The organism is Paenibacillus sp. JL3B1040 (genome assembly GCF_057063165.1).
This window is the reverse complement of the sequence record NZ_CM169317.1, coordinates 5,658,674-5,683,919: the sequence shown is the minus strand read 5'-3', so window position 1 is coordinate 5,683,919 and position 25,246 is coordinate 5,658,674. Positions and strand designations below refer to the sequence as shown.

Annotated in this window: 24 protein-coding genes; 11 read left to right on the top strand and 13 right to left on the bottom strand. The window is 55.8% G+C overall.

All coding sequences use genetic code 11. From position 1 onward, the window contains the following. Positions 1-29: 29 nt before the first annotated feature. From ACZF99_RS26075 to ACZF99_RS26065, 3 genes are read right to left on the bottom strand one after another with little or no spacing between them, the layout of a single operon-like run. On the bottom strand, positions 30-863 hold the full coding sequence (locus ACZF99_RS26075) for a DUF817 domain-containing protein (protein ID WP_483607777.1): 834 nt from the start codon (positions 861-863) through the stop codon (positions 30-32). Beyond that, a complete protein-coding gene (locus ACZF99_RS26070; protein WP_483607776.1) occupies positions 853-1,065 on the bottom strand; it encodes a helix-turn-helix domain-containing protein in 213 nt (70 codons plus the stop codon). Before ACZF99_RS26070 ends, ACZF99_RS26075 begins: the two co-directional genes overlap by 11 nt. Before the next feature lie 13 nt (positions 1,066-1,078). Then, positions 1,079-1,561 (bottom strand): DUF2975 domain-containing protein, encoded by a 483-nt coding sequence (locus tag ACZF99_RS26065; protein WP_483607775.1) that lies wholly within the window; start codon positions 1,559-1,561, stop codon positions 1,079-1,081. 334 nt (positions 1,562-1,895) lie between these two features. Between ACZF99_RS26065 and ACZF99_RS26060 the strand changes: the two genes are divergently transcribed. Continuing rightward, entirely contained in the window at positions 1,896-3,404 is a 1,509-nt protein-coding gene (locus ACZF99_RS26060; protein WP_483607774.1) for a malate:quinone oxidoreductase, read from the top strand. Positions 3,405-3,455: 51 nt separating this feature from the next. On the opposite strand, the gene ACZF99_RS26055 is transcribed toward ACZF99_RS26060, so the two are convergent. Then, a complete protein-coding gene (locus tag ACZF99_RS26055) occupies positions 3,456-4,349 on the bottom strand; it encodes an alpha/beta fold hydrolase (RefSeq protein ID WP_483607773.1) in 894 nt (297 codons plus the stop codon). 154 nt (positions 4,350-4,503) lie between these two features. Between ACZF99_RS26055 and ACZF99_RS26050 the strand changes: the two genes are divergently transcribed. Continuing rightward, positions 4,504-5,211, top strand: coding sequence for a MerR family DNA-binding transcriptional regulator (locus ACZF99_RS26050; protein WP_483607772.1), 708 nt, complete (start codon positions 4,504-4,506; stop codon positions 5,209-5,211). 36 nt (positions 5,212-5,247) lie between these two features. Here the strand turns inward: ACZF99_RS26050 and ACZF99_RS26045 are convergent, their stop codons facing one another. Further along, positions 5,248-6,537 (bottom strand): NCS2 family permease, encoded by a 1,290-nt coding sequence (locus tag ACZF99_RS26045; protein ID WP_483607771.1) that lies wholly within the window; start codon positions 6,535-6,537, stop codon positions 5,248-5,250. A gap of 284 nt (positions 6,538-6,821) precedes the next feature. Between ACZF99_RS26045 and sfsA the strand changes: the two genes are divergently transcribed. The 4 genes from sfsA to ACZF99_RS26025 all read left to right on the top strand — a co-directional run bounded on the left by sfsA (position 6,822) and on the right by ACZF99_RS26025 (position 9,887). Next, complete coding sequence (gene sfsA / locus ACZF99_RS26040; protein ID WP_483607770.1) at positions 6,822-7,508, top strand: DNA/RNA nuclease SfsA; 687 nt, start codon at positions 6,822-6,824, stop codon at positions 7,506-7,508. 114 nt (positions 7,509-7,622) lie between these two features. Next, positions 7,623-8,480 carry a carbon-nitrogen hydrolase family protein gene (locus tag ACZF99_RS26035; RefSeq protein WP_483607769.1) on the top strand — a complete coding sequence of 286 codons (858 nt, stop codon included), beginning with the start codon at positions 7,623-7,625 and terminating at the stop codon, positions 8,478-8,480. A 42-nt stretch (positions 8,481-8,522) separates the two neighbouring features. Then, on the top strand, positions 8,523-9,197 hold the full coding sequence (locus ACZF99_RS26030; RefSeq protein WP_483607768.1) for a GNAT family N-acetyltransferase: 675 nt from the start codon (positions 8,523-8,525) through the stop codon (positions 9,195-9,197). An 18-nt stretch (positions 9,198-9,215) separates the two neighbouring features. Continuing rightward, positions 9,216-9,887, top strand: a complete 672-nt coding sequence (locus ACZF99_RS26025; protein ID WP_483607767.1) for a GNAT family N-acetyltransferase — start codon at positions 9,216-9,218, stop codon at positions 9,885-9,887. Between the two features lie 123 nt (positions 9,888-10,010). Here ACZF99_RS26025 and ACZF99_RS26020 read toward each other — a convergent pair whose 3' ends face one another. From ACZF99_RS26020 to ACZF99_RS25985, 8 genes are all read right to left on the bottom strand, one after another. Beyond that, complete coding sequence (locus ACZF99_RS26020; protein WP_068784184.1) at positions 10,011-10,307, bottom strand: spore coat protein; 297 nt, start codon at positions 10,305-10,307, stop codon at positions 10,011-10,013. Then, complete coding sequence (locus tag ACZF99_RS26015) at positions 10,304-10,522, bottom strand: hypothetical protein (protein WP_483607766.1); 219 nt, start codon at positions 10,520-10,522, stop codon at positions 10,304-10,306. The genes ACZF99_RS26020 and ACZF99_RS26015 overlap by 4 nt, the downstream gene beginning before the upstream one ends. A gap of 31 nt (positions 10,523-10,553) precedes the next feature. Next, on the bottom strand, positions 10,554-11,690 hold the full coding sequence (locus tag ACZF99_RS26010; protein ID WP_483607765.1) for a zinc-dependent alcohol dehydrogenase: 1,137 nt from the start codon (positions 11,688-11,690) through the stop codon (positions 10,554-10,556). Next, the gene (locus ACZF99_RS26005; protein ID WP_483607764.1) at positions 11,687-12,073 is read right to left on the bottom strand and encodes a spore coat protein; all 387 of its coding nucleotides are present in this window, start codon (positions 12,071-12,073) and stop codon (positions 11,687-11,689) included. The genes ACZF99_RS26010 and ACZF99_RS26005 overlap by 4 nt, the downstream gene beginning before the upstream one ends. Before the next feature lie 13 nt (positions 12,074-12,086). Beyond that, the gene (locus ACZF99_RS26000) at positions 12,087-12,335 is read right to left on the bottom strand and encodes a spore gernimation protein GerQ (RefSeq protein ID WP_483607763.1); all 249 of its coding nucleotides are present in this window, start codon (positions 12,333-12,335) and stop codon (positions 12,087-12,089) included. A 117-nt stretch (positions 12,336-12,452) separates the two neighbouring features. Next, positions 12,453-16,433 carry a carbohydrate-binding protein gene (locus ACZF99_RS25995; RefSeq protein WP_483607762.1) on the bottom strand — a complete coding sequence of 1,327 codons (3,981 nt, stop codon included), beginning with the start codon at positions 16,431-16,433 and terminating at the stop codon, positions 12,453-12,455. 241 nt (positions 16,434-16,674) lie between these two features. Then, on the bottom strand, positions 16,675-17,802 hold the full coding sequence (nspC, locus tag ACZF99_RS25990; protein ID WP_483607761.1) for a carboxynorspermidine decarboxylase: 1,128 nt from the start codon (positions 17,800-17,802) through the stop codon (positions 16,675-16,677). Position 17,803: 1 nt separating this feature from the next. Then, entirely contained in the window at positions 17,804-19,057 is a 1,254-nt protein-coding gene (locus tag ACZF99_RS25985) for a saccharopine dehydrogenase family protein (protein ID WP_483607760.1), read from the bottom strand. 917 nt (positions 19,058-19,974) lie between these two features. Between ACZF99_RS25985 and ACZF99_RS25980 the strand changes: the two genes are divergently transcribed. From ACZF99_RS25980 to ACZF99_RS25960, 5 genes are all read left to right on the top strand, one after another. Next, on the top strand, positions 19,975-20,214 hold the full coding sequence (locus ACZF99_RS25980; protein WP_483607759.1) for a heavy-metal-associated domain-containing protein: 240 nt from the start codon (positions 19,975-19,977) through the stop codon (positions 20,212-20,214). Then, complete coding sequence (locus tag ACZF99_RS25975) at positions 20,198-22,054, top strand: heavy metal translocating P-type ATPase (RefSeq protein ID WP_483607758.1); 1,857 nt, start codon at positions 20,198-20,200, stop codon at positions 22,052-22,054. Before ACZF99_RS25980 ends, ACZF99_RS25975 begins: the two co-directional genes overlap by 17 nt. Positions 22,055-22,120: 66 nt before the next feature. Further along, a complete protein-coding gene (locus tag ACZF99_RS25970) occupies positions 22,121-23,044 on the top strand; it encodes a PadR family transcriptional regulator (protein WP_483607757.1) in 924 nt (307 codons plus the stop codon). Between the two features lie 95 nt (positions 23,045-23,139). Beyond that, on the top strand, positions 23,140-24,075 hold the full coding sequence (locus ACZF99_RS25965) for an SMI1/KNR4 family protein (RefSeq protein ID WP_483607756.1): 936 nt from the start codon (positions 23,140-23,142) through the stop codon (positions 24,073-24,075). A 376-nt stretch (positions 24,076-24,451) separates the two neighbouring features. Next, entirely contained in the window at positions 24,452-25,180 is a 729-nt protein-coding gene (locus tag ACZF99_RS25960; protein WP_483607755.1) for a GntR family transcriptional regulator, read from the top strand. Positions 25,181-25,246 lie beyond the last annotated feature (66 nt).

Sequence of the window (25,246 nt, the reverse complement as noted above, 5' to 3'; positions counted from 1 at the left end):
CAACTCGAATCAAATTTGCGGGGTTTTGCTTATTCCCGACGCCCCTTCACCCGCTTCAATGCGGCGACGATCAGGAAGCTGATAATGACGAGCAGAAGCCAGGAGCTGATCTTGCCAAGACGGACGAGGTGCCAGCCGTCGGATTGGTTCGGATACCTCCAGGCGCTGAAGAACGTGGCGACGTTTTCCGCGACCCAGATAAAGAAGCCGATCAGCACAAAGGAGAGGGATAACGGCATCCGGTAGGGCTTGCCGCCTACCTCGTAGGTCACCCAGGTTCGCCAGAAGACGAGCAGCACCAGCGCCGACAACCCCCAGCGAACATCGATCCAATAATGGTGGGTGAAGAAATTCAGATAAATCGAGGCGGCCAGCGGGACGACCAGCCAGAGCGGGGGAAAGCGGATCAGATCCACTTTCAGACGCCGCCAAGCTTGACACAGGTAACTGGCTACACTGGCATACATAAACCCGCTGTAGAGAGGGACGCCGTTCACTTTCGTCCAGGCTTCCTCCGGGTAGGACCAGGACCCCATATGAACCTTGAACATCTCCAGCGCCAAACCGATCAAGTGGAAGACCGTAATCACCTTCAGTTCGTCGCGGGTCTCCAGTCCGAACCGTACCATCCAGACCTGCATGGCGAGGCAGATCAGCAGCAGCCAGTCATACCGCGGCAGGAAGGGAAAGGGAAGCCACTGCGTCAAAGCCAGCGATGCAAAAATCACCACGGGAAACACGCAGGACAACGCCTGCTGCCAGCCGAAGCGCACCAACTGCCGAAGGGCATGCTCAAGGCGTTTAAGGCGGTTACCCACGCGCAACTCCCCTTTGTTCAGAGATCGACTCAGGCTACTCCTCATCGTTTCGGTACTCCATAATGTCACCGGGCTGGCAATCCAGCGCCTTGCAGATCGCCTCCAAAGTGGAGAATCGAATGGCTTTGGCCTTCCCGTTTTTCAAAATGGACAGGTTCGCCATCGTGATGCCGACCTTCTCCGAAAGCTCCGTGACGCTCATTTTCCGTTTTGCCAGCATGACGTCAAGATTGATAATTACGGGCATGGATTCCTTCACCTCAGATCGTTAAATCGTTTTCCGATTTGATGTCGATAGCATTTCTTAAGAGACGTTGAAGCACGGCCGCAAAGACGGCAATCACGAGGGAAGCGAAACAGATGACCAGCCCGATCGCGGCGAGTCCCGGCGCATCGTCCTTCTCCGCAATGATGAACAGGATCGGCAGGATGACCGTATACAGAATACAGATGGCGACCGCGCAGTTTCTAATGCTCTTTAGAGCCCTTACCGAAGCTTCGGAGAAGGCGGTATTCTTGTCGATATAGCTTAGCAGCTTTAGCGTCTGGTAAAGCGCAAAGAAGAAAGGAATGGCCGATGCGTACATAGGAATGAGCACGGTCAGGTAGAGGAAGGGCGGATAATACTCCACCAAATCTTTGGCTATCGCGGGTACCCCCAGCGCGCATACGGCAAGGATCGCGATGCCCATCAGGAAAACGACGCCCCTTAAGAAAAGGGTAGAGCTTTGTTCACGTTTCATATCAACATAGCACCTCGCGTAGGATTAGTGTCGAAGTTAATTTACCACGTTTTTTATCGATAATCAATAAATATTTATTAATAAATGGGATGTATATATCGAAAAAGAATAATTTCACCGGGCATACCCGATAAGTTCTTTTTGGATGGCTTAAAAAAATCAATTATTAATATCTAAGAAATAAATATTTCAATCCCTCAGTATTGTTGATACACTAAAATCAATCAATCATTACGGAAAAGGTGTGGGCCAGCTCGTCTCCAGACTTGTAGCGAGAACAAAACGAGAGCGCTTACATCCTTTCAGCAAAATAAGGGCATAAGGGACGGTAAACATGAATCACGGACAAACAAGTACAGACGTTATTTTGATTGGTGCCGGAATTATGAGTGCGACGTTGGGGACCCTGCTGAAAGAATTGGCGCCGGACTGGAACATTAAGGTGTTTGAACAACTTGCCCGGGCAGGGGAGGAAAGCTCGAACGAATGGAATAATGCGGGAACCGGTCATGCCGCTCTGTGCGAGTTGAACTATACGACCGAGCGGCCGGACGGAACCGTCGATATTGGCAAAGCGGTCAAGGTGAATGAACAGTTCCAAGTTTCCAGGCAGTTCTGGTCCTATCTGGTTCAGCGCCAACTGATTCGAAATCCGCAGGATTTCATCATGCCGCTGCCTCATATGAGTTATGTGCGCGGGGAGCAGAATGTCGAATTTCTGAGAAGACGTTACGAGGCCTTGTCCGCGCATCCTTTGTTCCAGGGGATGGAGTTCTCCGACGATCCGGGGCAACTGAGAGAATGGGTTCCGTTGATGATGAAGGAACGGAAGAACTACGAGCCGATCGCGGCAACGAAGATCGATTCGGGGACGGACGTGAACTTCGGCACCTTAACGCGGATGCTGTTGGATCATTTGAAGGAACAGGGCGTGGACATCCGCTACAAGCATAGCGTGAAGCAGCTGAAGCGGACGCCGGACGGGTTGTGGGAATTGAAAGTGAAGGACTTGAATAGCGGCGTGTCCCAACGCCATACCGCCAGGTTCGTCTTCATCGGCGCCGGCGGCGGGAGCTTGCATTTATTGCAAAAATCCGGCATCCCGGAAGGGAAGCGGATCGGCGGCTTCCCGGTCAGCGGACTGTTCATGGTGTGCAACAATCCGAAAGTCGTCGAGCAGCACCATGCCAAAGTATACGGCAAAGCTTCGGTCGGGGCTCCGCCGATGTCCGTTCCGCATCTGGACACCCGGTTCATCGACAACCGGAAGGCGCTGTTGTTCGGGCCGTTTGCCGGCTTTTCGCCGAAGTTCCTCAAGACCGGCTCGATGTTTGATCTCATCACTTCCGTTAAACCGCATAACCTTCTCACGATGCTGGCGGCCGGGGTGAAAGAGCTGTCCTTAACCAAATACCTGGTTCAGCAGCTCATGTTGTCCAAAGAACAACGCATGGAGGAGCTGCGGGACTTTGTCCCGGGGGCCAAGAGCGAGGATTGGGATCTGATCGTTGCCGGTCAGCGGGTGCAAGTGATCAAGGATACGGTGGAAGGCGGAAAAGGCACGCTGCAGTTCGGCACCGAGGTGGTCAGCGCCGCCGACGGCTCGATTGCCGCCTTGCTTGGCGCTTCCCCGGGGGCTTCAACCGCAGTGCACGTCATGCTGGAGGTTATCGAGAGATGCTTCCCGCAGCAGCTTGAAGCCTGGAAGCCGAAGCTCAAAGAGATGATTCCTTCGTACGGCTTGTCGCTGGCGGAGCACCCGGAACTATTCCGTTCCCTTCATCGTTCAACCGCGCAGGCCCTTGGATTATCGAAAACCCAACAAACCGTTTCGGTATCATAAGCTTATCCATTCATCTATTGAAACGGAGCTAAGCGGCCTAAGGGCCCGCGCTTAGCTCTTTTTCATTTGGTTCGACAAGGTCGCGGCCAACCAAGGTTTAATTAATGGCAGTACGGTCTCGGGCTGCATGGCTTTCGTGTGGTCCATCTCGTTCCCCGGTATAAGCGCCACATCCCAGCCGAGCTGACGCAAGGCTTGTTCGTTCTTGCGTAATCGCCCCGCGATATCGACGGTTACGCCCCCGAAATTCTCGCCATACTCGATTCGGTCCGCTTTGCCGGCGAAGGCCAGCCTCGGAAGCGTTAATTTCTGCTGTACGGAGGTGTCGTCGAAATCGGACAAGCTCTGGTATAGGGTCAGAAATTGCTTCGTTTGCTTCGGATCTAGTGCCACTTGAACTTGATCCCAATGGATTTCTTCCGGGCTGCCGAAGTCCTGCATTTGTTCCTCAGGGGACGGGGAGGGGTGCAGCGCCTGTTCATGGGTTTTGGCGGTGACCGTCAGCATTTCCCGGTAGGGTCCCTCATATGGCGGAAATCCTCCCATGATCAAGCTTTCCAGCCGATTTGTCCGAATCGCCAGATGCAAGCCGGCCAGGGCTAACCAGGAATAGCCGTAGTAGCTGAACGTCTCGACCCGCATTTCGTCGGCGATCTGCAAGAAATCGAGCGCTATGCTGTCAGGTGTCAAAAGATCGGGCTGGGGATGCTGAAACCGGTGGCCTTCGTAGTCGAAATGCAGCACCCGGAACAGCTCGGACAAGCCTTCCACGAAGTGCTTGCCCAACTCGGGGTCGACGCCCCACATTTTGAGACTTTCCGCCTCTTGGCCGGAGACGGATTTTTTGGCTATAGGCAGCATGATGATTTTGCCGCCGGGTTTCCCGGTGAGCCCGACTTCCAATGTCGAACCGTCGGCTAAGGTGACTAACTTGGATGGATTCATTCAGATCGCTCCCTTACATGTGATACCTTCAGCATATAACATTCATGCAATCTTCCGGTTTGGAGCCGAGATTACCCGGTGTTATGATGGTTTTAACGGCATGATGTTAACGTAACACTTCAAGGTTTTACTTTATATCAGGGAGAGTGGGCATATGCAAGAGGGCTATACGCCTTCACAAATTGCGGAGCGGCTGAAGGTAAGCACAACCACGTTGAGGAGATACGAAGAACAAGGGCTGATCCCGGAGGTGTTGCGAACGGCGGGCAACCATAGAATCTACACGACTGCCCATCTTCAAGCGTTTATTGCGATCCGTTCGTTGTTGGCGGGGTACGAAATCCCTATAGTTTATGAGGTGATGCGGAACATTAAACAGGGCAGCGTTACGGAGGCGCTGTGGTTGTTAAACCATCAACTGTCTCTTGTCCAGGAAGAGAAGCAACGCGTGGAAGAGCTGTTAACCCTGATCCGGCAAGCGGATTTCCGTTCCTATAAAAATCGAAAGCTGACCGATGCGATGACGATCGGGAAGGTGGCGGAGCTGGCGGGGGTGAATCCCTCGGCGATTCGGCACTGGGAGAAGGAGGGGTTGATCACCTCGACGCGGCACCCGGTGAGCGGATATCGTATCTACTCCATACCCGAATTGCGGAAGATCCTGGTGATCAGCAGTTTGCGCAAAACGGTTTATTATATCGAGAACCTGCGCGACATCTTGCAGGACCTGGAACTGTTCCGTTTGTCCAAAGTCGACCGTTCCTTTCGGCTTGCCCTCGAGAAACTGAATCAGAAGCTCATGATCCAGTATCAAGGAATCGCGAAGCTGATGGCTTATATAAAAGAAGTCGGTCAGGAATAGGACATCCTGATCGACTTGGGTTCATGAACTACGGTTCTATAAAACCGACTGCAGCAGGAAGTTGGCCAGGAACAGGAACGAGATGACGAACATGGAGATCGACAGTTGTTCCCGTTTCTTCGAAAACATCTTGAGCAGCGGATATGCGATAAAGCCAAAAGCGATCCCATCAACAATGCTATACGTTAAAGGAATCATCAGAATCACGAGAAACGCGGGAAACGCTTCGGTAAAATCGCTGAAGTCGATCCTCGTGATATTCGTCAGCATCAGTCCGCCGATGATGATCAGGATCGGCGCGATGGCGGCGTCCGGGATGATTTTGATCAAGGGCATGAAGAACAACGAGCCCAGAAACAACAACCCGGTCGTTACCGAGGTTAACCCGGTTCTGCCGCCTGCGGTAATGCCGGCCGCAGTTTCGACCGTCGAGACCGTCGGGCTGGTGCCCAACAGGCCGCAGGCCACTGTGGATATCGATACGGCTTTCAGCGATTTCCCGTTTTTCGCCGGAGCCTGAAGCATCCCGTCTACTTGGGAGTGGACGAGCCCGATATTTTCGAAGACCAGAACCAGGACCAGCGAGAAGCTGGCCGTCAAGAACGGAATGCTGGCCATATGACGGAAGTCCGCGCTCATCCAGACGTCGCCGTAGCTCTGAAACGAGATCGACGCGGGGGCGAACGAGCCCAAATCGACGATCCCGAACAACCAGGCAACCAACGTTCCTGCAATAATACTGATAAGAAAATTCCCGGGAACCTTCTTCAAGAACAGGAACAATGTAAGGACCAGGTTGAGGATCGAAGCCAGAACCAGCGGTGCCGACAGATCGCCGAGCGCCACAAAGTGGCTGGCGTTGCCGGTGACGATGCCGCTCTTCTGCAAGCCGATGAAGGCAATGAACAGACCGATTCCCACGGAAATGGATTCCTTCAGGGAAACCGGAATCGCCCTGGAAATCAGGGAGGACAAGCCCGTAAAGGCGACCACGACGAACAGGATGCCCGCCAGCACCGTTGCGCCTAAGGCTTCCTGGTAGCTGAGTCCCATCGAACCGACAATCGTATACGTGAACAAGGCGTTGATCCCCATGCCGGGGACGAGAATTAGCGGCGCGTTCGCCACGAACGCGACCAACAAACAGCCGACAAGCGAAGACAGCACGGTGGCCAAAATGCCGGCCTCCAGCGGAATCCCCGCATCCTTCAGAATACTGGCGTTGACGGCGATAATGTAAACGATGGAGAAAAACGAGGTCAACCCTGCGACAAGCTCTCTTCTCACATTCGTTTGGTGTTGCTTAAGCTTAAATACTCCTTTCATGAATCAATCACACTTTCAAAATCTCCCTCTCCCACCCGCATCAAACGAAGTGAACTTGATTTCTTTCGTTGATGCCAGAGGCTATTATACCACGGTTCGTGACGGATTGCCTTTTACAAGTTGTTCCTAGGGGTTGATCGATTCATCCATTAGAAATCGTCCTATTCCGGTGTAAAATCTATGTTATTATACCTCAAGGAGAACCGATGTGCTGGCCGGCGGGACCAAATCCCGGATGGGCTGCATGATCGCTGTTTGGTAGAATCTGAGGGAAGTGAAGAGAGATGAAGTACGGGGACATTGTACAGGGGCGACTGCAGCGGCGGGTGAACCGGTTTATCGCTGAGGTTGCGGTGGACGGCACCGTGGAACGGGTGCACGTGAAAAATACCGGCCGGCTGAAGGAGCTCCTGTTGCCGAATACGAAAGTCCTGTTGGAAGTTTCCGACCGGCCCGAGCGGAAGACGAAATATTCGTTGATCGCGGCGGCCAGGGACGGCAGCTGGGTGAACGTGGATTCGCAAGCGCCCAACCCGGTGGCGTTCGAAGCGCTGAAGGCGGGGCGGATCGCCGAGGTTGGCCCGGTCACCTGCGTGAAGCGGGAAGTCACGTATGGGGATTCCCGCTTTGACCTTTATTATGAGAAAGGTGCGGAACGAGGGTTCATCGAGGTCAAAGGCGTTACGCTTCAGCAGGGAGGCCTCGCGATGTTCCCGGACGCCCCGACGGCGCGGGGAACCAAACATGTGTTGCAGCTGGCCGAGGCGGTTCAAGCGGGATACACCGGAGCGGTTCTGTTCGTAGTGCAAATGAAGGGCTGCCACGGGTTTACCCCTTACCGCGAGATGGACCCCGCATTTGCGGACGCCCTGGAAGAGGCCTCCCGGCAAGGCGTACAGATTTTGGCTTATGAAGCCGCCGTGACGGAACAGGAGATCGTGCTGGGTGGCAGCCTCCCGGTCCATCTATGAATTTTGTCCGTAATAAGCGGTTGGAATTGCATTATTCTTGACTTTATGGTGAAATTTACGAAGGCGGACTTTTCGCCGGTTAGGCATACTTCGAAACAGGAAAGGGGAGCCCCCATGAAACTAAGAGTATCCGCTGTCCAATATCATCTGCACACCATTGGCAGCTTTGAGGAGTTCACCCGTCAGGCCGAACATTATATCAAGACCGCGGAGGAGTTCAGCGCGGACTTCGTGCTGTTTCCCGAGTTTTTTACCACGCAGCTCATGTCTATCGGATCACCGGACGGCCGAGCGCTGACCATTCAGGAGCTGCCGGATTTTACGGAGCAATACCGCACCCTGTTCAGCGGGTTGGCACGGCAAACCGGGATGCATATCATCGGCGGGACGCATGTGCTGCGCAAAGGCGATCGGTTATACAACGTGGCCCATCTGTTTTATCCCGACGGGAGAGTCGCGGAGCAGGCCAAGCTGCACATTACTCCTACCGAAGTGACCGAATGGAACATGACGCCGGGCGACGGCTTGGAGGTGTTTGAAACCGAGAAGGGCAAAATCGCCATGTTGACCTGTTATGACATCGAGTTTCCGGAGATCGTCCGTATGGCTAGAGCCAAAGGCGCGGACGTCATTTTCTGTCCATCCTGCACGGACGACCGCCATGGCTTCCATCGGGTCCGCTACTGCTGTCATGCGAGAGCGGTCGAGAACCAGGTGTACATCGTCACCACGGGGACGGTCGGTTCGCTGCCGACGGTGGATTTCATGCGGGGCAACTTCGGGCAGGCGGCGGTAATCACGCCAAACGACGTTCCGTTCCCGCCGCGCGGCATCCTGGTAGAAGGCGAGATCAACGACGATATGATCGTGACCGCCGATCTGGATTTGGAGCTGCTCTATCAGGTTCGCGAGAAAGGCTCTGTCACGACCTGGCGGGACCGGCGGACGGATCTGTACACCGACTGGAAATAAAAAACCTAGAAGAACGCAAGCAGTCCGGGGAGGCTAGGCGCGATGTATCGCAAAGAATGGTATGTGTTTGATCAGGGCCGGCCTGCGCCGGCCGTGATACGGAACTACGAGGAGAAGGATTTTCCGGGGTTGATCCGCATTCAGCAAGAGAGCTTTCCGCCTCCCTTCCCTCCGGAGTTATGGTGGAACGAGGAACAGCTGAGCAACCATGTGCGGCTGTTCCCGGAAGGCGCATTGTGCGTAGAAGTGAACGGGGAACTGGCCGGTTCCATGACCGCGCTTAAGGTCGACTTCGACCCCGGTAAGCCGGAGCACGCCTGGGCGGAGATTACCGACAACGGGTACATCCGCAACCACCGTCCTGACGGGAACACGCTGTACGTCGTGGATATCGGCGTGCGTCCGGCTTATCGACAATGGGGCCTGGGCAAGTGGCTGATGTTGTCCATGTATGAACTGGTGGTTCACCAGGGCCTCCAGCGATTGCTGGGCGGCGGAAGAATGCCTGGCTACCATAAGCACGCAGCGGAGATGACGGCAGAGCAGTATCTGAGCGCTGTCGTGAGCGGCGAGCTGAAGGATCCGGTGATCACCTTCCTGCTGCGCTGCGGCCGCACGCCCGTCACGGTTGTACCCGATTATCTGGAAGATGAGGAGTCGCGGAATACCGCCGCATTGATGGAATGGAGAAATCCGTTCCTCCCACCTCAATTATGAATAGGAGGCGTGAACGCTATGGAATTTACCCGAATCACGAATATCCAGGATCCTTTGTTTAAATCGATGCATCAGTTGATGCAAAACGTGTTCCCGCCGGAAGAAGTGCTGGAATTCGATCTATGGAAAGAACCGCTGGAAGACCCCGGTATTCGCGTGTTCGTCGCGGTGCACGAAGGTCAGGTCGTTGGGGCGACGGAGTACCGCTACTACGAGGACTTTAACGTGGCGATGACCGACTTCACGATCATCGGGCAAGCGGGGCTGGGCATTGGCCCGTTCTTAGCGGATCATCGGCTGCGTGATCTGCATGCTTTGGCGGAGGCAAACGGGAAGAAGCTGCGCGGCATGTTCGCGGAAATTTACGATCCTTACCGGGTGGAGCATCACGAATTCGGCGGCGTGAAGCCGATGGACCCGTACGTTCGCCGCGAAGTATTATCCCACCTCGGTTACATGCGGCTGGATTTCCCGTACGTGCATCCGTCATGGAACAATGACGGAGAGGCGGTCAGCGGGCTGGACCTCTGTTTCCTGCCGATGAACAGCAGCGACGATAGCCTGGAAACGGCGCTGATCGTGCAATTCCTGCAGCGATATTACACGGTGCTGCCGAACAAGCCGCAAGCGTGGTACGACATGGTGGAAGCCTTAAAAGCGCAGGATCGCGTCAAGCTGCTGCCGATTTAATAGCACAAATCCTGCAGGTTGGGGCCGTTTTGAACGAAAATTCGTTCAGGATCTGCTCGGTTGACCCAAAAAGTCGGTCAGGAATCTCTCTCCTGACCGACTTTTTCATATCATCCCGTTGCTTCAGGAAGGGATGTTCAGCGCGATATCGATGTTTTGCAGATCCCGTCCGATTTGATCTTGAACCTCGTAGGGCTGATAGAAGCCGCGCTTCATCATGTAGCCCATAATCATCTCGTGGGCGTCGATGGATTCCTCCAACTGCTTGGTCAAGACGTTCCGAACCTCGGGCGTGGCGCACTCCGTGACGGCCATGGCGTAGTTTCGGACGGAGGTCTTCGCATTCAGCAAGTAATCCATGGCCACGACTTCGTCGGTCAGTTTATCCAACCCCATCAAGCGTTCCAGCAACGGATTCATCGGCTTGTCCCTCCCTCCGGAGCCGGGGACAGAAGCCCGCTTAGCTCGTGCAATTGCTGCGTCGAAACCTGAACGTCATGCTGCAAAATTTGCTTCAGCTCGGGGTCCGAGACCAAGAGCTGCATCGCTTTGGCTTTGGTTAAGGCAATCGTTTTGGAGGCGGCCAGTTCATGGACCTCCAAAGTTTCGTGCAAAGCTTGATTCGCTATATTCATGGTTTTTCCTCCTGCTCGGGTATCGTAAAGGTTACGGTTTCAAAATCACTTTGATGCATGCGTCGGTTTTCGTATCAAATACTTCGTAGCCGCGTTTGGCTTCGTCCAGCGGGATCACATGGGTGATGATGTCGCCGGGATCAACCTTGCCGGAAGAGATCAGCTCGTACATCTGCGGCATGTAATGAATAACCGGGGCTTGACCGGACCGGATGTTCACGTTGCGCTGCATGATGTCGCCGAGCGGAAAACCGTTGTATCGGCCGCCGTACACGCCGGTAATTTGAATCGTACCGCCTTTGCGGACCGCCTGAGAGGCGATTACCAGGGCGCTCATGGCTCCCCCCTGCAGCTTCAAGCCGCTGGCCAGGAACTCCAGGTTGGTCATTTTTCCGTCCATGCCCACCGCATCGATGACGACGTCCGCGCCGCCTTGGGTGATTTCTTTGAGATGCGAACCGACATGATCATATTGTTCAAAATTGACCGTTTCCACCTTGTTCGTCCGCTTGGCATGCTGCAGCCGGTAGTCCACGTAATCGACGGCGATGACCCGCTTCGCACCCTTCAGCCAGGCGAACTTTTGCGCAAGCAGTCCGATCGGCCCGCACCCGAGTACGATCACGGTGTCCCCTTCCTTTACCCCCGCGTTATCCACGCTCCAGTAAGCCGTCGGCATCGCGTCGGAGATGAGGGACAGCTTTTCGTCCGGCTGCTCGCAGCTTTCCGGAACTTTAAAGTGGGTGAAGTTGGCATAGGGGACGCGCAGATACTCGGCCTGCCCGCCGGGGTATCCGCCCGTGTTGCCGGAATAACCGAAGTAAGCGCCCATATCGCCGTGTTCGTTGGCGTTGTCGCATTGGCTTTCCAAATGATTTTTGCAATAAAAACATTCCCCGCAGGCGATCGTAAACGGGATAATGACCCGATCCCCCTTCTTGAGATGGGTCACTTCGGGGCCGACTTCCTCCACGACCCCCATCGGTTCATGGCCGATGATATAGTCCTCATGTAAATTCGGGATCATCCCATGGATCAAATGAAGATCCGAACCGCAAATCGCCGTACTGGTGATTTTGACGATCATGTCGCCGGGCTTTTCGATTTTCGGATCCGGTACCTCTTTGACGGTTACGTTTTTTAGTCCCTGATAGGTTACGGCCTTCATGCTTGGCTCTCCTCCCTATGCTCGTCCGGCGTCCGGTCGAACATGCCGATTCGCCGCGTGTCCGCAGGGAATAAATCCATTTGTCCGATCAGGATGGTATTCTTGGCCGAGAGCTGGTCCAACTGGTATTGCTCGGTCAATTCGTAGGGGTGGAACCATTTTTTGCGCATCATCAGTTCGGTAATTTCCTGATGCATGGCGATGCCTTGCCTGAGCAAGTTGCGCAGCAAAATCCGGGCTTCGGGCGAGGCGGTCTCCGTCAGGGCGATCGCGATATTGCGCACGCCTTCCTTGGCCCGCATCAGGAAGTCCGTGGCGAAGGTCATATCGGCGATTTCCGGCATATTCAGCGCGTTAATCGGGTCTAAGTAATCGTTGTTCATCTCGGCTCTCCTTCTATTGAATTATCGGCTCGGGCCGGCTTTCGGGAACGGGGACTTGGAAAGGAACCTGGCTATACAAGGCTTGCAGATCCTGGAGGGCTTGAATCGTTTGCTCCACGTCTTTTTGCATCAGGTCCTTCAGCTCTTGGTCGAACACAAGGCCTTGCATCAACTTGGATTTCGCCAGGCACAGCGTCTTGAAATTAAGGATTTCGTGGAGATCCACGGATTCGTGAAGCGCTAAAGCTTGCTGCTTATTCATGGGGCGGGCAACCTCCTGTTTTTAAGGGATAGCTTTCCCAGGAGCAGTAGAGTTATGCCGCTGCCGGACAATAAAAAAGGCGGCACCGGTCATGAACCGGCACCGCCTCGATCGGAATCACCAATTATTGCCCGGTCCCCGGATGACGCGGAAGTTCGGCGATGGGTTCTCGCCGTAGATGGCCATGATGCCCGGGTTATTTATTATGACATTGGTGAAGCGGGCTTCGCCGACGACGGGCCCTTGCCCGTCTTCGGCTTTGACGACCAGCTTAATGCCGTACCGGGCCGGGCTATTTATTGTAATATTTTCCAGACGAACGTTCTGCATCGGCAGATTCTCCGGCGACTTGGATTGGAACATCAGGCCGAAATACACCGGGTTGTTAATGTCCACGTTCTTCACCACAATGTTTTTGAAGTCGCGGTCGCCGCCGTAGAACCAAATCGCGCCGAAATTCTGGTAATCGTTGATTTTGTCGTCCGCGCCGACGCTGGTCCAGAAATCCCCGCCGGTACGGTCCAGCGTAACGCCGTCAATCACGGTGTCTTCATCGCCGAAGCCCAGCGTATTATAGCCGAAGCTTAAGCTGCTGATTGTCACGCCGGGATACGTGAGCGTATCGGCGCCGTACAGGTTCTGGAACAGGTTGTTCTGGCCGCCGTAGACGGCGAAAGCCGCGGCGCGGCGCACGTTGACGGCGGTGAGATTCGTGTATTTGTTGCCCACATTGTAAGAGCCGCCGGCGTCAATCGCGCTGAACAAGGCAAACGAGTCGTCACCCGTACCGCGGGCATAGTTGTTGTCGATCACGTTGTAGGAGGAGCCGTTGGTCATGTTGATGCCGTCCGCGAACATATTTTTAATCCGGTTATTCTTGAACGTATTGTACGAGGAATTTACGCCCCAGTACAGGCAGACGAAATGCTCGGCCCAAACGTTCTCGACCGTCACGTTCTGCATGCCGTTCCCGTCAATGAACTTGCCGGGGCCGTCTTGACGGTAGATGTAGTTGCCCCAGGCGGACAGGTTCTTGATGGTCGATCCGTTGGCGGCGGAGCTGATATTGAACCCAACGTCCGTGTTTGTTTGGTCTTGCGGAGCGACCAGCTTGGTGTGCCAAGGACCAGCGCCGATGATCTCCGTCGCCCGGCCGTATAAGAAGATCTTGGAGGAAATCGTCCATTCTCCCGCGGGAATGAAAATCCCTATCTTGGACGAATCCTGACGGAATTCGTTCAGCGCTTGCTCAATCGATTTGGTGCCCGAAACTTGAACGTATTTGCTGGGATCGGGATTCGACGCAGGGGGAGCGACGTTTTCCGTCTCAATCATGTCCACGTAGATCCACGGCACGTCCCCGGCGTCCTTCTGGATTCGAATCTTGGTTCCGGCCGGATAAACTTGGTCGAGCAACAGCTGGGAATCTTCGTACAGCCAGTAAGCCTTGGAGCCCGAGTTATCGTAGCCAAGCCGCCCGAGCGTGGAAGGCGTTGCATATAGATAAGAAAATTTGGAGGTTACGGTAAAGTCGCCTTTGTCCACCCCGTTTGCATAAATGCTGATCGTGCCGGTGGTATTCTCAGCGACGGCATTACGCAATACGAAAGCGTTGGCCGGCGAGGTTAGCGTAAATTCCACGTACTCCCCCGTGGCATCCAGATAAACGGCCGACCGTCCGGAGGCTTCACCGGCGAAGTCGCCCGGCGTAAAGTTCGGCGCGAGCCTTGTGCCGTTGGTGCTGTTCGAGGAGGCCTCGGCCTCCAGGACGGTGAACGGCATATGGGCGCCGCGTCCGGAATACAAGCTGGCGGTGGCGGTGTTATTGCTTCGTTTCACGGCGACTTCGTTCGCATCTGCGGCTACCGTCGTTGTGACCGTATAGCTGCCGTTTACCGCCGTCCAGGTCCCCATGGCAACGTTAGCCGATGCTCCCGGCGCGAGGGACCCGTTGTAGGAGCCGTTATACGTCTGCACGGTCGTCCCCGAGCCGTTCTTCAACTCCAGCGTGACGGCGTGAGCGCCGCCGGCCGAGGCGATCGTGCCCTGGTTTTTCAGATTTACGGTAAAAGTGACGGTGCTGCCCGCGCTCGGATTGGATGGCGTCCAGGCCGCCGTCGCGATCAGATCGGAGCTTTGCACCTGGCCGATCGTCAACTGCGAGGGATGGGTGTAGCTGTTGTTGGCGTCATTCGTTTCGATGACGGCGTTCTGCTCATCCACTTTGGCGGTGACGGTGTAAGAACCGGCTTCTTTCGCCTCGATATTCGCGGAGATTGTGGACGCAGCGCCAGGAGCAAGCGCACCGACGGGAGCTGTTCCGACCAGAGTGCTGCCCAAGTAGAAGTTCACATCCGTAGCTCCGGATGCGACAGTCCCCGCATTGCGAACGATGGCGTTCAGCGTAACGGCTTGCGTCTCGTCCGGTGTGGCCGGCGACCAGGAGATGCCGGTCACGGTCAGATCCGGATTGGGTGCGGGCGTCCCGATGATCTGGAATTCGGCGACTTGTCCGCCCGGCGCCCCGGAATTGGCCGTAAATCGCAGCTGCACCTGACTTACCGTGGCGCTCACCGGAATCGTGACGGTGTTCTGGGAAGCGGGATTAAACGTATAAGAAGCCGCCGAGACCAGATTCGTGAAGCTTGTGGAGTTCTGGTCATGTCCCAGCACTTGGATCGTTTGGGTGCGCGTCGCCCATTCGCTGGAAGGGTTCAGCTTGAGAACAATCGACGTAATATCGGCGTTGGCTCCCAGGTCCACGCTGAGGGTGCTCGGGTGGCCGTCGCCTTCCCAATAGGTGGTCGTGTCGTTATCGTTGGCGTTGGCGGCAACAAAGGTGAACGTTGACGAGGAAGCGGTTATCGCCTTGCCTAGGGCAAGATTCGATCCGTCTTCCCCGCCCGAGCCGGGCCGCGTCACGGGATTGCTCGGCGTCGACGCGTTGCCGGCCGCATCCTTGGCGACGACGTAATAGGTCACCGTAACGCCGGGGGGTTGCGTGTCCGTATAGGTCAGCGTCGATCCGTTAACGCTGCCGCGAAGCTGGCCGTTGGCGTAAACGTCGTATCCGGTAACACCAACGTTATCGGTTGCGGCGCTCCAGGTCAGCTTCACGGAGCCGGAAGTCGGCTGCGTGAACGCCAGGTTGGCCGGAGCGGTTGGCGGCTGCGTATCCGCGCCGCCGGTTTCGGGCGTAAACCTGATCCAATTGATATTGAAGTCATGCCCGCTGGCATAGACGCGCAGGGTTTGCGTCCCTGCATTTAGCGTCACGCGGGCCGTCACGGTCTGCCAATTCTGCCAGCCGCCGGTGTTCGGCACCGCGGTCGTTGCCAGCGTCGTTCCGCCGGATTGCAACTGAATCGCGCCCGTATCGGCATGGCTCGCAACCCGGTATTCGACGGTATAGGTGCCGGCGTTGACGACGTTTACGTCATAATCCAGCCAATCCCCGACATGAATCCAGCCGACGTTCAGCCCGCCGCCCGTATCCGAGGTGGGTTCCGTTTGGATGCCGTTCATTGCGCTGTAGTTCTCCGCTTCGATCTTGCCCGGAATCGCGGAAGGCGCGGCCGGAGAAGCGCCGTACACCTCCACTTCGGAGAGCTGACCTGCCGGCCAGACGGAATTGGCCGTGATCTGGATCCGCACGTACCGCGTGCTGGCGGCCGTAAAGTTGATCGCCACCGTATTGCCCGCGTTCGGATTAAACATGTAGCTGGCCGAGGCTTTCAGATCCGTGAAGCTCGAGCCGGTCGTGCTCCCTTGCACGGATAAAGTCTGCGACCGGCTTTCCCAACCGGACGGCAGCTTCAGGACGACCCGATCGATCTGGACGGCACTGCCGAGGTCAACTTGAACCCACCCGGGAAAAGCGTGATTCGTACTTTCCCAATACGTTGCGGCATTCCCGTCGGTTACGTTTGAAGCCGCGTATACGTCGGCGTGGCTTGATGCCGCCGCGGGCTTGCCCGCGGCCAGGTTCGGGCCGTCAGCCGCCCGGACGGGAGCGGTCCATCCAGCCGAGGTGAAGAAGGTTGCGGTGAACAGGGTTATGACACAGATCCAGGCGATGATGCGTCTGTGGCTTTTCACGATTTCATTCTCCTTTCGGAATAAAAGATTGACCCATGTAAGCGGTGTCACAAAAAGGCGCATTCCCCCTATTCGCGTTCGCGAAATTCGGTACCGCAACCCCATCATAATTCAGGATTAACTTCCAAATAAAGGTGTGTTTCTATGGAAATGGTGTGCAGGATTAAGGATTTGGACAGAAAAAAGGAGACCGCCCGCAGGTCTAATGACCGGGGCAGTCTCTTTGAGTTCAAGCGATGGTTTACGCCAACCGCATTTTGAAATCCTCATATCCAAACTCATGCAGGATTTCGCAGTCGCCGTCTTTATGCTGCAGCACGAGAGCGGGAAGCGGCATGCCGTTGAAGGTGGTGTTCTTCACCATCGAGTAGATGGCCATGTCGCCGAACACCAGGCGGTCGCCGGGCTTCAGCGGCTGGTCGAACGAGTAGTCGCCGATATTGTCCCCGGACAGGCAGGTTGGCCCGCCCAGCCGATAGGTGTAAGGCTTCTCGCCGGCTTCGCCCGATCCAAACAGCGGCGGACGGTAAGGCATCTCCAGCACGTCCGGCATATGGCAGGAAGCCGAAGCATCCACGATAGCGATGTCCATGCCGTTCTTCAGCGTGTCCAGCACGGTCGTGATCAGGTAACCGGCGTTCAGCGCTACGGCTTCGCCCGGCTCCAGATACACCTCAAGGCCGTATTTGTCCTGCATCCGACGAATGCACGCCTCAAGCAGCGGAATATCGTAGTCCTCGCGCGTGATGTGATGGCCGCCGCCGAAATTGATCCATTCCATTTGCGACAGCCACGGTCCGAACTTCGCCTCGACCGCATCCAGCGTCGTCGCCAAATCGTCCGAGTTCTGCTGGCACAAGGTATGGAAATGAAGGCCGGATACGCCATCCAGCAGCTCGGGACGGAAATGCTCGATCGTTACGCCAAACCGCGAGCCGACCGCGCAAGGGTTATAGATGTCGTGACCCACCTGCGTAGAGCATTCCGGGTTGATGCGCAGACCGATTTTTTTGCCGGCCGCCAGCACCCGGTCCCGGTATTTCTCCACTTGGGAGAACGAGTTGAAGATCACGTGATCGCAGAGGTCGATGATTTCGTCCATCTGATCGTCCCGGTAGGCCGGGGCAAAGACGTGATTCTCCTTGCCCATCGCCTCGCGGCCGAGCCGGGCTTCATACAAACCGCTAGACGCCGTGCCGCTCAAATACTGACCGATCAGCGGGTAGGTCGTGTACATCGAAAATGCTTTTTGCGCCAAAATGATCTTCGCGCCCGTCCGTTCCATAATGCCGGCCAGGATTTTCAGGTTTTGCTCCAAAAGTTTCTCGTCGACCACATAACAAGGTGTTGGCAGTTCCTCGAAGCGCATATTATCTAACGTACTCCGTTTCTTTGCGCTCTGCGGAGGTCTCCTCTTCCGGGAACGCGTCCACCAGCTCCGGATTGAAGCTTTCTTGCCAAGGCAGGCCCCACTTGTTCAGCGCATCCATGAATGGATCCGGATCGAACTCTTCGATGTTGTAAACGCCCGGTTTGTTCCAGGTGCCGTTCATCAGCAGCATCGCGCCGATCATCGCCGGTACGCCGGTCGTGTAAGCCACGGCCTGGGAGCCGACTTCCTTGTAGCATTCTTCGTGGTCGCACACGTTATATACATAGTACAGCTTATCTTTACCGTCTTTTTTGCCTTTGAAAATACAACCGATGTTCGTTTTGCCCTTCGTGCGCGGTCCCAGCGAAGACGGATCCGGCAGCACGGCTTTCAGGAACTGCAGCGGCACGATTTGCTTGCCTTCGAATTCGATCGGCTCGATCGAGGTCATGCCGACGTTCTCGAGGCATTTCAGGTGCGTCAGGTAGCTTTGGCCAAACGTCATGAAGAAGCGGATCCGCTTGATGCCCGGAATATTGAGGGCCAGGGATTCGATTTCCTCATGGTGCAGCAGGTACATATCCTTCTCCCCGATTTCCGGGAAGTTGTAAACGCGTTTGATCTCCATCGGCTCGGTTTCGATCCATTCGCCGTTCTCCCAGTAGCTGCCCTTCGCGGATACTTCGCGGATGTTGATCTCCGGGTTGAAATTCGTCGCAAACGGATAGCCGTGGTCGCCCGCATTGCAGTCAAGGATGTCGATGTACTCGATTTCGTCGAAGTAATGTTTCAGGGCATACGCGGAAAATACGCCGGTAACGCCTGGGTCAAAGCCGCTGCCCAGCAGGGCGGTGATGCCGGCTTTTTCAAAACGCTCGCGGTATTCCCACTGCCACTTGTATTCGAATTTCGCCGTATCTTCCGGCTCATAGTTGGCGGTATCCAGGTAGTTCGTCTTGGTCGCCAGGCAGGCGTCCATGATCGTCAGATCCTGATAGGGCAAAGCCAGGTTCATGACCACGTCCGGCTTAACCTCATTGATCAGCGCGATCAGCTCGTCGACATTGTTGGCATCGACCTGCGCCGTCGTGATTTTCGTTTTGCCGCCGTCCAGCTTCGCCTTCAGCGCGTCGCATTTCGACTTCGTGCGGCTCGCGATGCAGATTTCTTCAAAAACCTCGCTGTTTTGAACGCATTTGTGGATGGCCACGGAAGCGACGCCGCCGCAGCCGATGATCAGTGCTTTTCCCATTGTTCCATCTCCTAACCTTCTTTGAATTTTTGCATAGCGGGCGTGAAACGTAAAAAAAAGCAAGTGAATGCACGCATACCTTTGCGCATCACTTGCTTCCGATATAGTCAATATTAAGAAAAGCTCCATAACGACGGACGAACGCCCGTCTGCATCGTCGCACGAAACCATCGTACGAACGCACGTAGTGGAAGTCTTAATATTCAATATATCATGCTTTGATCAGAGTCTATTTAGCAAATAATTCGCCTTTACCACTCTTATTGACCGTTTCACAAGTTGATGTGCATATGCACTGGTTGTAAAGTAACCAACTTATAAAATTTGAGCTTTTAACTCAATCAATAAGGCAACTAAGTTGCCAATCGGCATTTGACCCGGCTGTCCGTATGGCCTTAACTCTCCTGAGGAAAGTGGTCAAAATTATCTGCTTGGAAAGACTCAAGATATATTGAATACAACCTTTCCAAAAATCATGCTCCTTAATATTAGCAGGAACTGATTCGAAGGGCAATAGCTTATTTAAAATAAATTTTGGATATCGGATACCGCGATGCTGTGCGGTTTGTTTGCGCTAACGCTTGCCCTGAACCTTATTTGGCGAAAAAGAGGAGGCTACGCGTTCTAACGCTTGTCAGCGCGCTTATGGGAGGGAAAATCGCGGCACAACCAAGAAAATCGCCCCATTAAGGTGTCAGGCAAGCGTTACATTTGGAAACCCCCTATTTTGGCGCAAATAGCGTTTGTCACAAGCGTTACATGACCTTGGCGTCATCCCGTGTCCCGCATCGGCCCTTCGCGGCAGGATGGCGTACGGCTTGATCCCTACTTCGTCCCCGACTTGACGCGAATCAAGGAATCCCTTTGGCAGCAGGGTTACGATGAAGCCATCGATAACCGAAAGGGGAGTTGCCAAAATGATCACCGTAAAATGGAAAGTCGAAGAACTTACCTGCCCGAGCTGCATCAAGAAAATCGAAAGCGTGCTGACGAAGCAACCGGGGGTCGAAGAAGCCCAAGTGTTGTTCCACTCCAGCAAGGTGAAGGTCGTGTTTGACGAGAAGCTGGTACAGGAGGAACTGCTGAGAAAAACGCTGGCGAAACTGGGTTATCCGGTGCTTGCGGGAGGAGGGGACGGCGGTGGCCGGGCATCGTAAAGCGGCGGCGCTGTTGACGTCAGGACTGCTGCTGGTCCTGGCGGGGTTGTTCCACCTCCCGGGATGGGAGGCGGCTCAGAGCGGGGCGTTGTTGCTGGCCGCGGCGATTTCCGGGTGGAGCATCGCGGCCAAAGCGCTGCAAGCGCTCCGCCTGCGCACCTTCAGCATCGAGCTGCTGGTGACGATTGCCATGATCGGGGCGGTGATCTTGGGCGAATACGTCGAGGCCGCGGCGGTGGCTTTTTTGTTTCGGCTGGGGGCGTACTTGGAGGCGATTACGATAGGAAAGACGCGCTCCGCCTTGAAAGCCTTGATCGATCTGGCGCCAGCGGAGGCCATCGTGCTTCGGGATGGCGCCCAGGTCAAGGTGCCCGCGTCCGAAGTGGCGCGGGGAGACCGGGTACTGCTGCCTTCGGGCAGCAAAATTGCGGTCGACGGCCAGGTCGCTTCCGGTCGGGCCTTGGTCAACGAAGCGGCGATAACCGGCGAGCCGATCCCCGTCACAAAGCGGGTTCACGACCGCGTGTTCAGCGGAACGACCGTGGATACGGGCTACCTTGAGGTTATCGCCGAGCAGGTTGGGGAAGATACCACTTTTGCCAAGATCATCGAGCTGGTGGAAGAAGCGCAGGAGTCCAAAGCGAAGACGCAAAAATTCCTGGACCAATTCGCCTCCTACTATACGCCGGGCATGCTGCTGTTGGCGGTTCTGGTCTACTTCGTCTCGCGGAATCCCGAGCTGGCGCTGACTTTTCTGGTGATCGCTTGCCCGGGTGCCCTGGTGATCTCCGCTCCCGTGTCGATGGTGGCCGGGTTGGGGAACGGAGCCGCGAACGGCTTGCTGGTTAAGGGCGGGGAGGTTCTGGAAAATCTGGCGAAGGCCGACGTCGTCGCATTCGATAAGACGGGGACATTGACGGAAGGCAGACCCGCCGTCGTTGCGGTACGCGCCTATGGCGGCACCCGGGAACACGAGCTAATGGCGCTGGCGGCTGCGGTAGAATCCGTATCGGAGCATCCGCTTGGACAAGCCATCGTGAACGCCGCGCAGGCGCGGCCGGGGGAGCGTCTCGAGCGGCCGGAGCAGGTGGAGGTTCACAAAGGAAACGGGATTCGCGGTAAGGTTCGCGGGCAGATTGTCCTGGTCGGCAAAAGGGATTGGCTGGAACGGTTGGGCGTCACAATGAACGGGGAGGCACGGTTGGAGGCGGAGCGTCAAGAGAAGCAGGGCTATACCGTAGTATTCGCGGCAGCCGACGGGACGCTGATCGGCTTCATTGCCATCGCCGACCCGGTGCGCCCCGAAGCGCAGGAGGCGATTCGGGGACTGAAGCGGCAAGGCGTAAAGCGGGTGCTGATGCTGACCGGCGACAACCGGCATGCCGCCCGCCATGTTGCCGCCCGGGTCGGGATCGACCGGGTGTACGCCGGGCTGCTTCCGGCCGAGAAGGTGGCGCACATCCAGGAATGGAAGCGCCAGGGGTACCGCGTCGCCATGCTCGGCGACGGCATTAATGACGCCCCGGCCATTGCCGCCGCCGACATCGGAATCGCGATGGGAGGGACGGGAACGGACATCGCGATGGAAACGGCGGATGCCGTCATCATGACCGACCGGCTGGATAAACTGGTTTACGCCCGCCGGCTGGCGAAACGTACGGTCCGCAACATGAAGCAAAACCTGTGGTTTGCCGTGGCGGTAGTGGCTCTGTTGCTGGCGGGCGTATTAACGGAGCATATTTATTTGGCCTCGGGCATGTTTATCCATGAATTCAGCGTGCTTCTGGTGATTCTGAACGCGCTTCGCCTGACGCGGCGCGGACGCGGTTTGGGTCCCTAAGTCACTTGCGTTTTTAGAAACATATGTTACTATTAACATAGGTTAACGAAAACAGGAGTGAGTCGGATGTCGATCAACTATGCAATTCTCGGAATGCTGAGCGCCCGGTCCCTGACCGGCTACGATTTGAAGAAGATCATCCAGGATTCGCCGTTCATGCCTTGGTCGGGCAACAACAATCAAATTTACAAAGCGCTGGTCGAGCTGCTGGAGGAAGGTTGGGTGACGAACGAGGTTCATCACCAAGACAGCGCGCCGTCGAAGAAGATTTATACGATCACCGACGCCGGGCGAGAGGAGTTGAAGGCCTGGGTGCTCTCCCCGCCCGAACTGCCGGAGTTCAGGAATACTTTTCTGGTCCGCCTTGCCTGGGCGGATTCGCTTGGCCCGAGCGAACTGAACGCCTTGCTTGCGGGGTACGAGCAGGAAATCAGCCTAAAGATCGCCGCGGAGGAGGAGAACCTGCGCCGAGGCGAATTCTCGCCGCGCCGCACGCCGAGGGAAGCGTATCTATGGGATCAAATCCATGGCCGCGTTCTGGAGCAATACCGAAGCGAACTCGATTGGATCCGCCAACTGCGCGAGGATTTGGGGATTCGCCATCCGAAGGAAGGGGAGGAACTTGTGAACTATGAACTTGCAGAAAAGAACGGCCAAACCATCGTTGTCGTAACGTCGGCCGAACCGCCGGCCCGCTCCGGGGAGGACGTCATTCGCATGATCGAGGTCTGCATCGAGCATAACGCCGGGCGGCTCGCCATTTATGCCGAGGCGCTGTCGGAGGACTTTTTCCAACTGAGAACCAGGGTCGCCGGGGAAATTCTGCAGAAGCTCGTCAACTTCTCGATTAAGACGGCGGTGATCGTCTCCGACGAAAGCTTGATCAAGGGCCGGATGAAGGACTTGTTGGCCGAGTCCCGAAAAACCAACTCGTTTCGCGTATTTCCCGGTCAAGCCGAAGCGGTGGAATGGTTGGCGGAGTATAGTTAATCTATGCTCCAGCCGCTGTATTCAGCCTCGCTGGTGATGCATGTCCTAGAGATGGTATAATTTGCTTATGGACAAAGCGCTTGGGAGGCCAATCGATGAGAGAAGAACTATTGGAGCAGTTGCAGACCTGGCATGAGGAAGATGAATATGAACAGATCGTTCAAGCCGTCATGGACGTGCCGGCGGAGGAAAGAGACTATGAGCTTGTCAGCCATTTGGGGCGGGCGCTGAACAATCTGGAGCGGTACGACGAGGCGGTCGAGCAGTTTCTGACCGTTGCCGAGGAAGGTCGGGAAGACCCGCTATGGCATTACCGCATCGGCTTGGCGTATTACTATTTGGAGCGGTACGACGAAGCGCGGACGGCTTTCGAGAACGCCGATCGGCTGGAACCGGGCGACGAGGATACGCTGGAGTTCTTGAGCTGGATCGAGGAGAAGACCGCCGGGGCCGATGCCGGGGATGCGGCGCCGGACGCGGCATCGACCGAAGCGGAAGCGACGAAGGCGGAAGCCAAGCGAACCGCGGCGGCGCCGGTCGCTTTCGAAGGTGACTTCGACGCGGCGGGTTTCTGGGACGACGGGAACCCTGCGGCGGAGAAATATGTATCTGCACCGCCAACGGATGCGCTGATCGAGTCCGTGGAGGAGTCGCTCGTATTCCGACTGCCGGCTTTTTACGTCAACCTGATGAAAGTACATAATGGCGGCATCCCCCGGCGCCGGTACTTCCGGAGCGAATCCGGAGAGACCGTGGAAATTCTGGGTCTCATGGGCATCGGGCGGGAGAAGCCGCATTCGCTGTGCGGGGCGGCCGGAAGCCGCGCGACCATCGAGCGGGAGGGGTATCCCGAATTCGGCGTCGTCCTCTGCGATACGCCGTCCGACACCGGCGTGGTCATGCTCGACTATCGCGAATCCGCCAACGACGGAGAGCCCGAGGTCGTTTACGTCGCGAAGGCAGGCAAGAAAGTCACTCGCCTGGCGCCCAACTTCGAGGCGTTCGTTCGGGGATTGACGAGCGAGAAGTGAGCCTCGCCAGCGATAGCCATTGAGCCATTGATCGTGAAGCAAGTCCGGATTAAAGCCGCCTGGATCCCATACCCGGGCGGCTTGTTTTATGCCGGCAACCGGTTTGGCGTTGGTCAATACTTACTGTTCGGATGCTTTGCATGATTATCCCTTTTGATCAGATCGCAGAGAAACAGATCGGTTGCTCTGTCTCCTCTCCCCTCCGGTCTGCTTCACTTCCCCTAACCCCAAACCTTGCTCCCTTAACGAAAGGGATAATGGTGCAAAGCCGTAATGGAGAGACAACCGGACGCAATGTTTGCACGGGAATCACTACTCCGCACCGCTAAAAAAGGGTAAAATGAGTAGAGAGATGAAACTCGAAGAGAGGTACCCCATGACACAATTGGTCTATAAACAAATCATCGACGACCTGAAGAACAAGATTTTCTCCGGTCAGTTTGCCAATATGAGATTGCCGGACGAGCGCAGCCTGAGCGAAACCTACCAGGTGAGCCGCAGCTCGGTGAAGCGCGCGCTGACGAAAATGGAGCATGACGGCATTATTTTTAAGAAGCGCGGTTCGGGCACGTTCATCAATCCCTTGTACATCAAAAACGAATCGATCTTCAACTACGAAGGCTCGAATCTCGGGGTCACCGACAACTTCCAGATGCACGGCAAGAAGCCGAAGGTCAAGGTGCTCAGCTTCGAGGTGATTCCGCCGACGGAGGAGCTGCAGCGCGATTTGTTCCTGGAGCCGCATGATTTCGTGTACAAAATCGTTCGGCTGCGCCTGTTCGACGAGGAGCCGTTTATGATCGAAACGGGATATATCCCCATCAAAATCGTGCAGGACCTGAACCAGACGATTATCGAAGGTTCGATCTTCAACTATTTGGAGGATTCGCGGAACCTGGCCGTGACCAAGTCGTTCCTGTCGATCTTCGCCGAGCCGTCCAACCCGCAGGACCAGGAGCTGCTCCATTTGGCCCCGCACGAGCCGGTCAGCATCATGGAGGGGATCTTCTTCCTGGATAACGGCACGCCGTTTGAGTTCTCCCATATGCGGCTCCACTACAAGTATTCGAAATTCAATACGTTTGTTTCGGTGCAGGAGCGGTAGGCCCGGAGCGGCCCGGAAAATATTGAAGTCAAATTTCATTCTGCGTATTTAATCCTGACAACCATG

Bases quoted from the DNA above. Each gene is read 5' to 3' on its own strand.
- ACZF99_RS26075 (WP_483607777.1), bottom strand. From the start codon at position 863: ATGAGGAGTAGCCTGAGTCGATCTCTGAACAAAGGGGAGTTGCGCGTG.
- ACZF99_RS26070 (WP_483607776.1), bottom strand. From the start codon at position 1,065: ATGCCCGTAATTATCAATCTTGACGTCATGCTGGCAAAACGGAAAATG.
- ACZF99_RS26065 (WP_483607775.1), bottom strand. From the start codon at position 1,561: ATGAAACGTGAACAAAGCTCTACCCTTTTCTTAAGGGGCGTCGTTTTC.
- ACZF99_RS26060 (WP_483607774.1), top strand. From the start codon at position 1,896: ATGAATCACGGACAAACAAGTACAGACGTTATTTTGATTGGTGCCGGA.
- ACZF99_RS26055 (WP_483607773.1), bottom strand. From the start codon at position 4,349: ATGAATCCATCCAAGTTAGTCACCTTAGCCGACGGTTCGACATTGGAA.
- ACZF99_RS26050 (WP_483607772.1), top strand. From the start codon at position 4,504: ATGCAAGAGGGCTATACGCCTTCACAAATTGCGGAGCGGCTGAAGGTA.
- ACZF99_RS26045 (WP_483607771.1), bottom strand. From the start codon at position 6,537: ATGAAAGGAGTATTTAAGCTTAAGCAACACCAAACGAATGTGAGAAGA.
- sfsA (WP_483607770.1), top strand. From the start codon at position 6,822: ATGAAGTACGGGGACATTGTACAGGGGCGACTGCAGCGGCGGGTGAAC.
- ACZF99_RS26035 (WP_483607769.1), top strand. From the start codon at position 7,623: ATGAAACTAAGAGTATCCGCTGTCCAATATCATCTGCACACCATTGGC.
- ACZF99_RS26030 (WP_483607768.1), top strand. From the start codon at position 8,523: ATGTATCGCAAAGAATGGTATGTGTTTGATCAGGGCCGGCCTGCGCCG.
- ACZF99_RS26025 (WP_483607767.1), top strand. From the start codon at position 9,216: ATGGAATTTACCCGAATCACGAATATCCAGGATCCTTTGTTTAAATCG.
- ACZF99_RS26020 (WP_068784184.1), bottom strand. From the start codon at position 10,307: ATGAATCCGTTGCTGGAACGCTTGATGGGGTTGGATAAACTGACCGAC.
- ACZF99_RS26015 (WP_483607766.1), bottom strand. From the start codon at position 10,522: ATGAATATAGCGAATCAAGCTTTGCACGAAACTTTGGAGGTCCATGAA.
- ACZF99_RS26010 (WP_483607765.1), bottom strand. From the start codon at position 11,690: ATGAAGGCCGTAACCTATCAGGGACTAAAAAACGTAACCGTCAAAGAG.
- ACZF99_RS26005 (WP_483607764.1), bottom strand. From the start codon at position 12,073: ATGAACAACGATTACTTAGACCCGATTAACGCGCTGAATATGCCGGAA.
- ACZF99_RS26000 (WP_483607763.1), bottom strand. From the start codon at position 12,335: ATGAATAAGCAGCAAGCTTTAGCGCTTCACGAATCCGTGGATCTCCAC.
- nspC (WP_483607761.1), bottom strand. From the start codon at position 17,802: ATGCGCTTCGAGGAACTGCCAACACCTTGTTATGTGGTCGACGAGAAA.
- ACZF99_RS25985 (WP_483607760.1), bottom strand. From the start codon at position 19,057: ATGGGAAAAGCACTGATCATCGGCTGCGGCGGCGTCGCTTCCGTGGCC.
- ACZF99_RS25980 (WP_483607759.1), top strand. From the start codon at position 19,975: ATGATCACCGTAAAATGGAAAGTCGAAGAACTTACCTGCCCGAGCTGC.
- ACZF99_RS25970 (WP_483607757.1), top strand. From the start codon at position 22,121: ATGTCGATCAACTATGCAATTCTCGGAATGCTGAGCGCCCGGTCCCTG.
- ACZF99_RS25965 (WP_483607756.1), top strand. From the start codon at position 23,140: ATGAGAGAAGAACTATTGGAGCAGTTGCAGACCTGGCATGAGGAAGAT.
- ACZF99_RS25960 (WP_483607755.1), top strand. From the start codon at position 24,452: ATGACACAATTGGTCTATAAACAAATCATCGACGACCTGAAGAACAAG.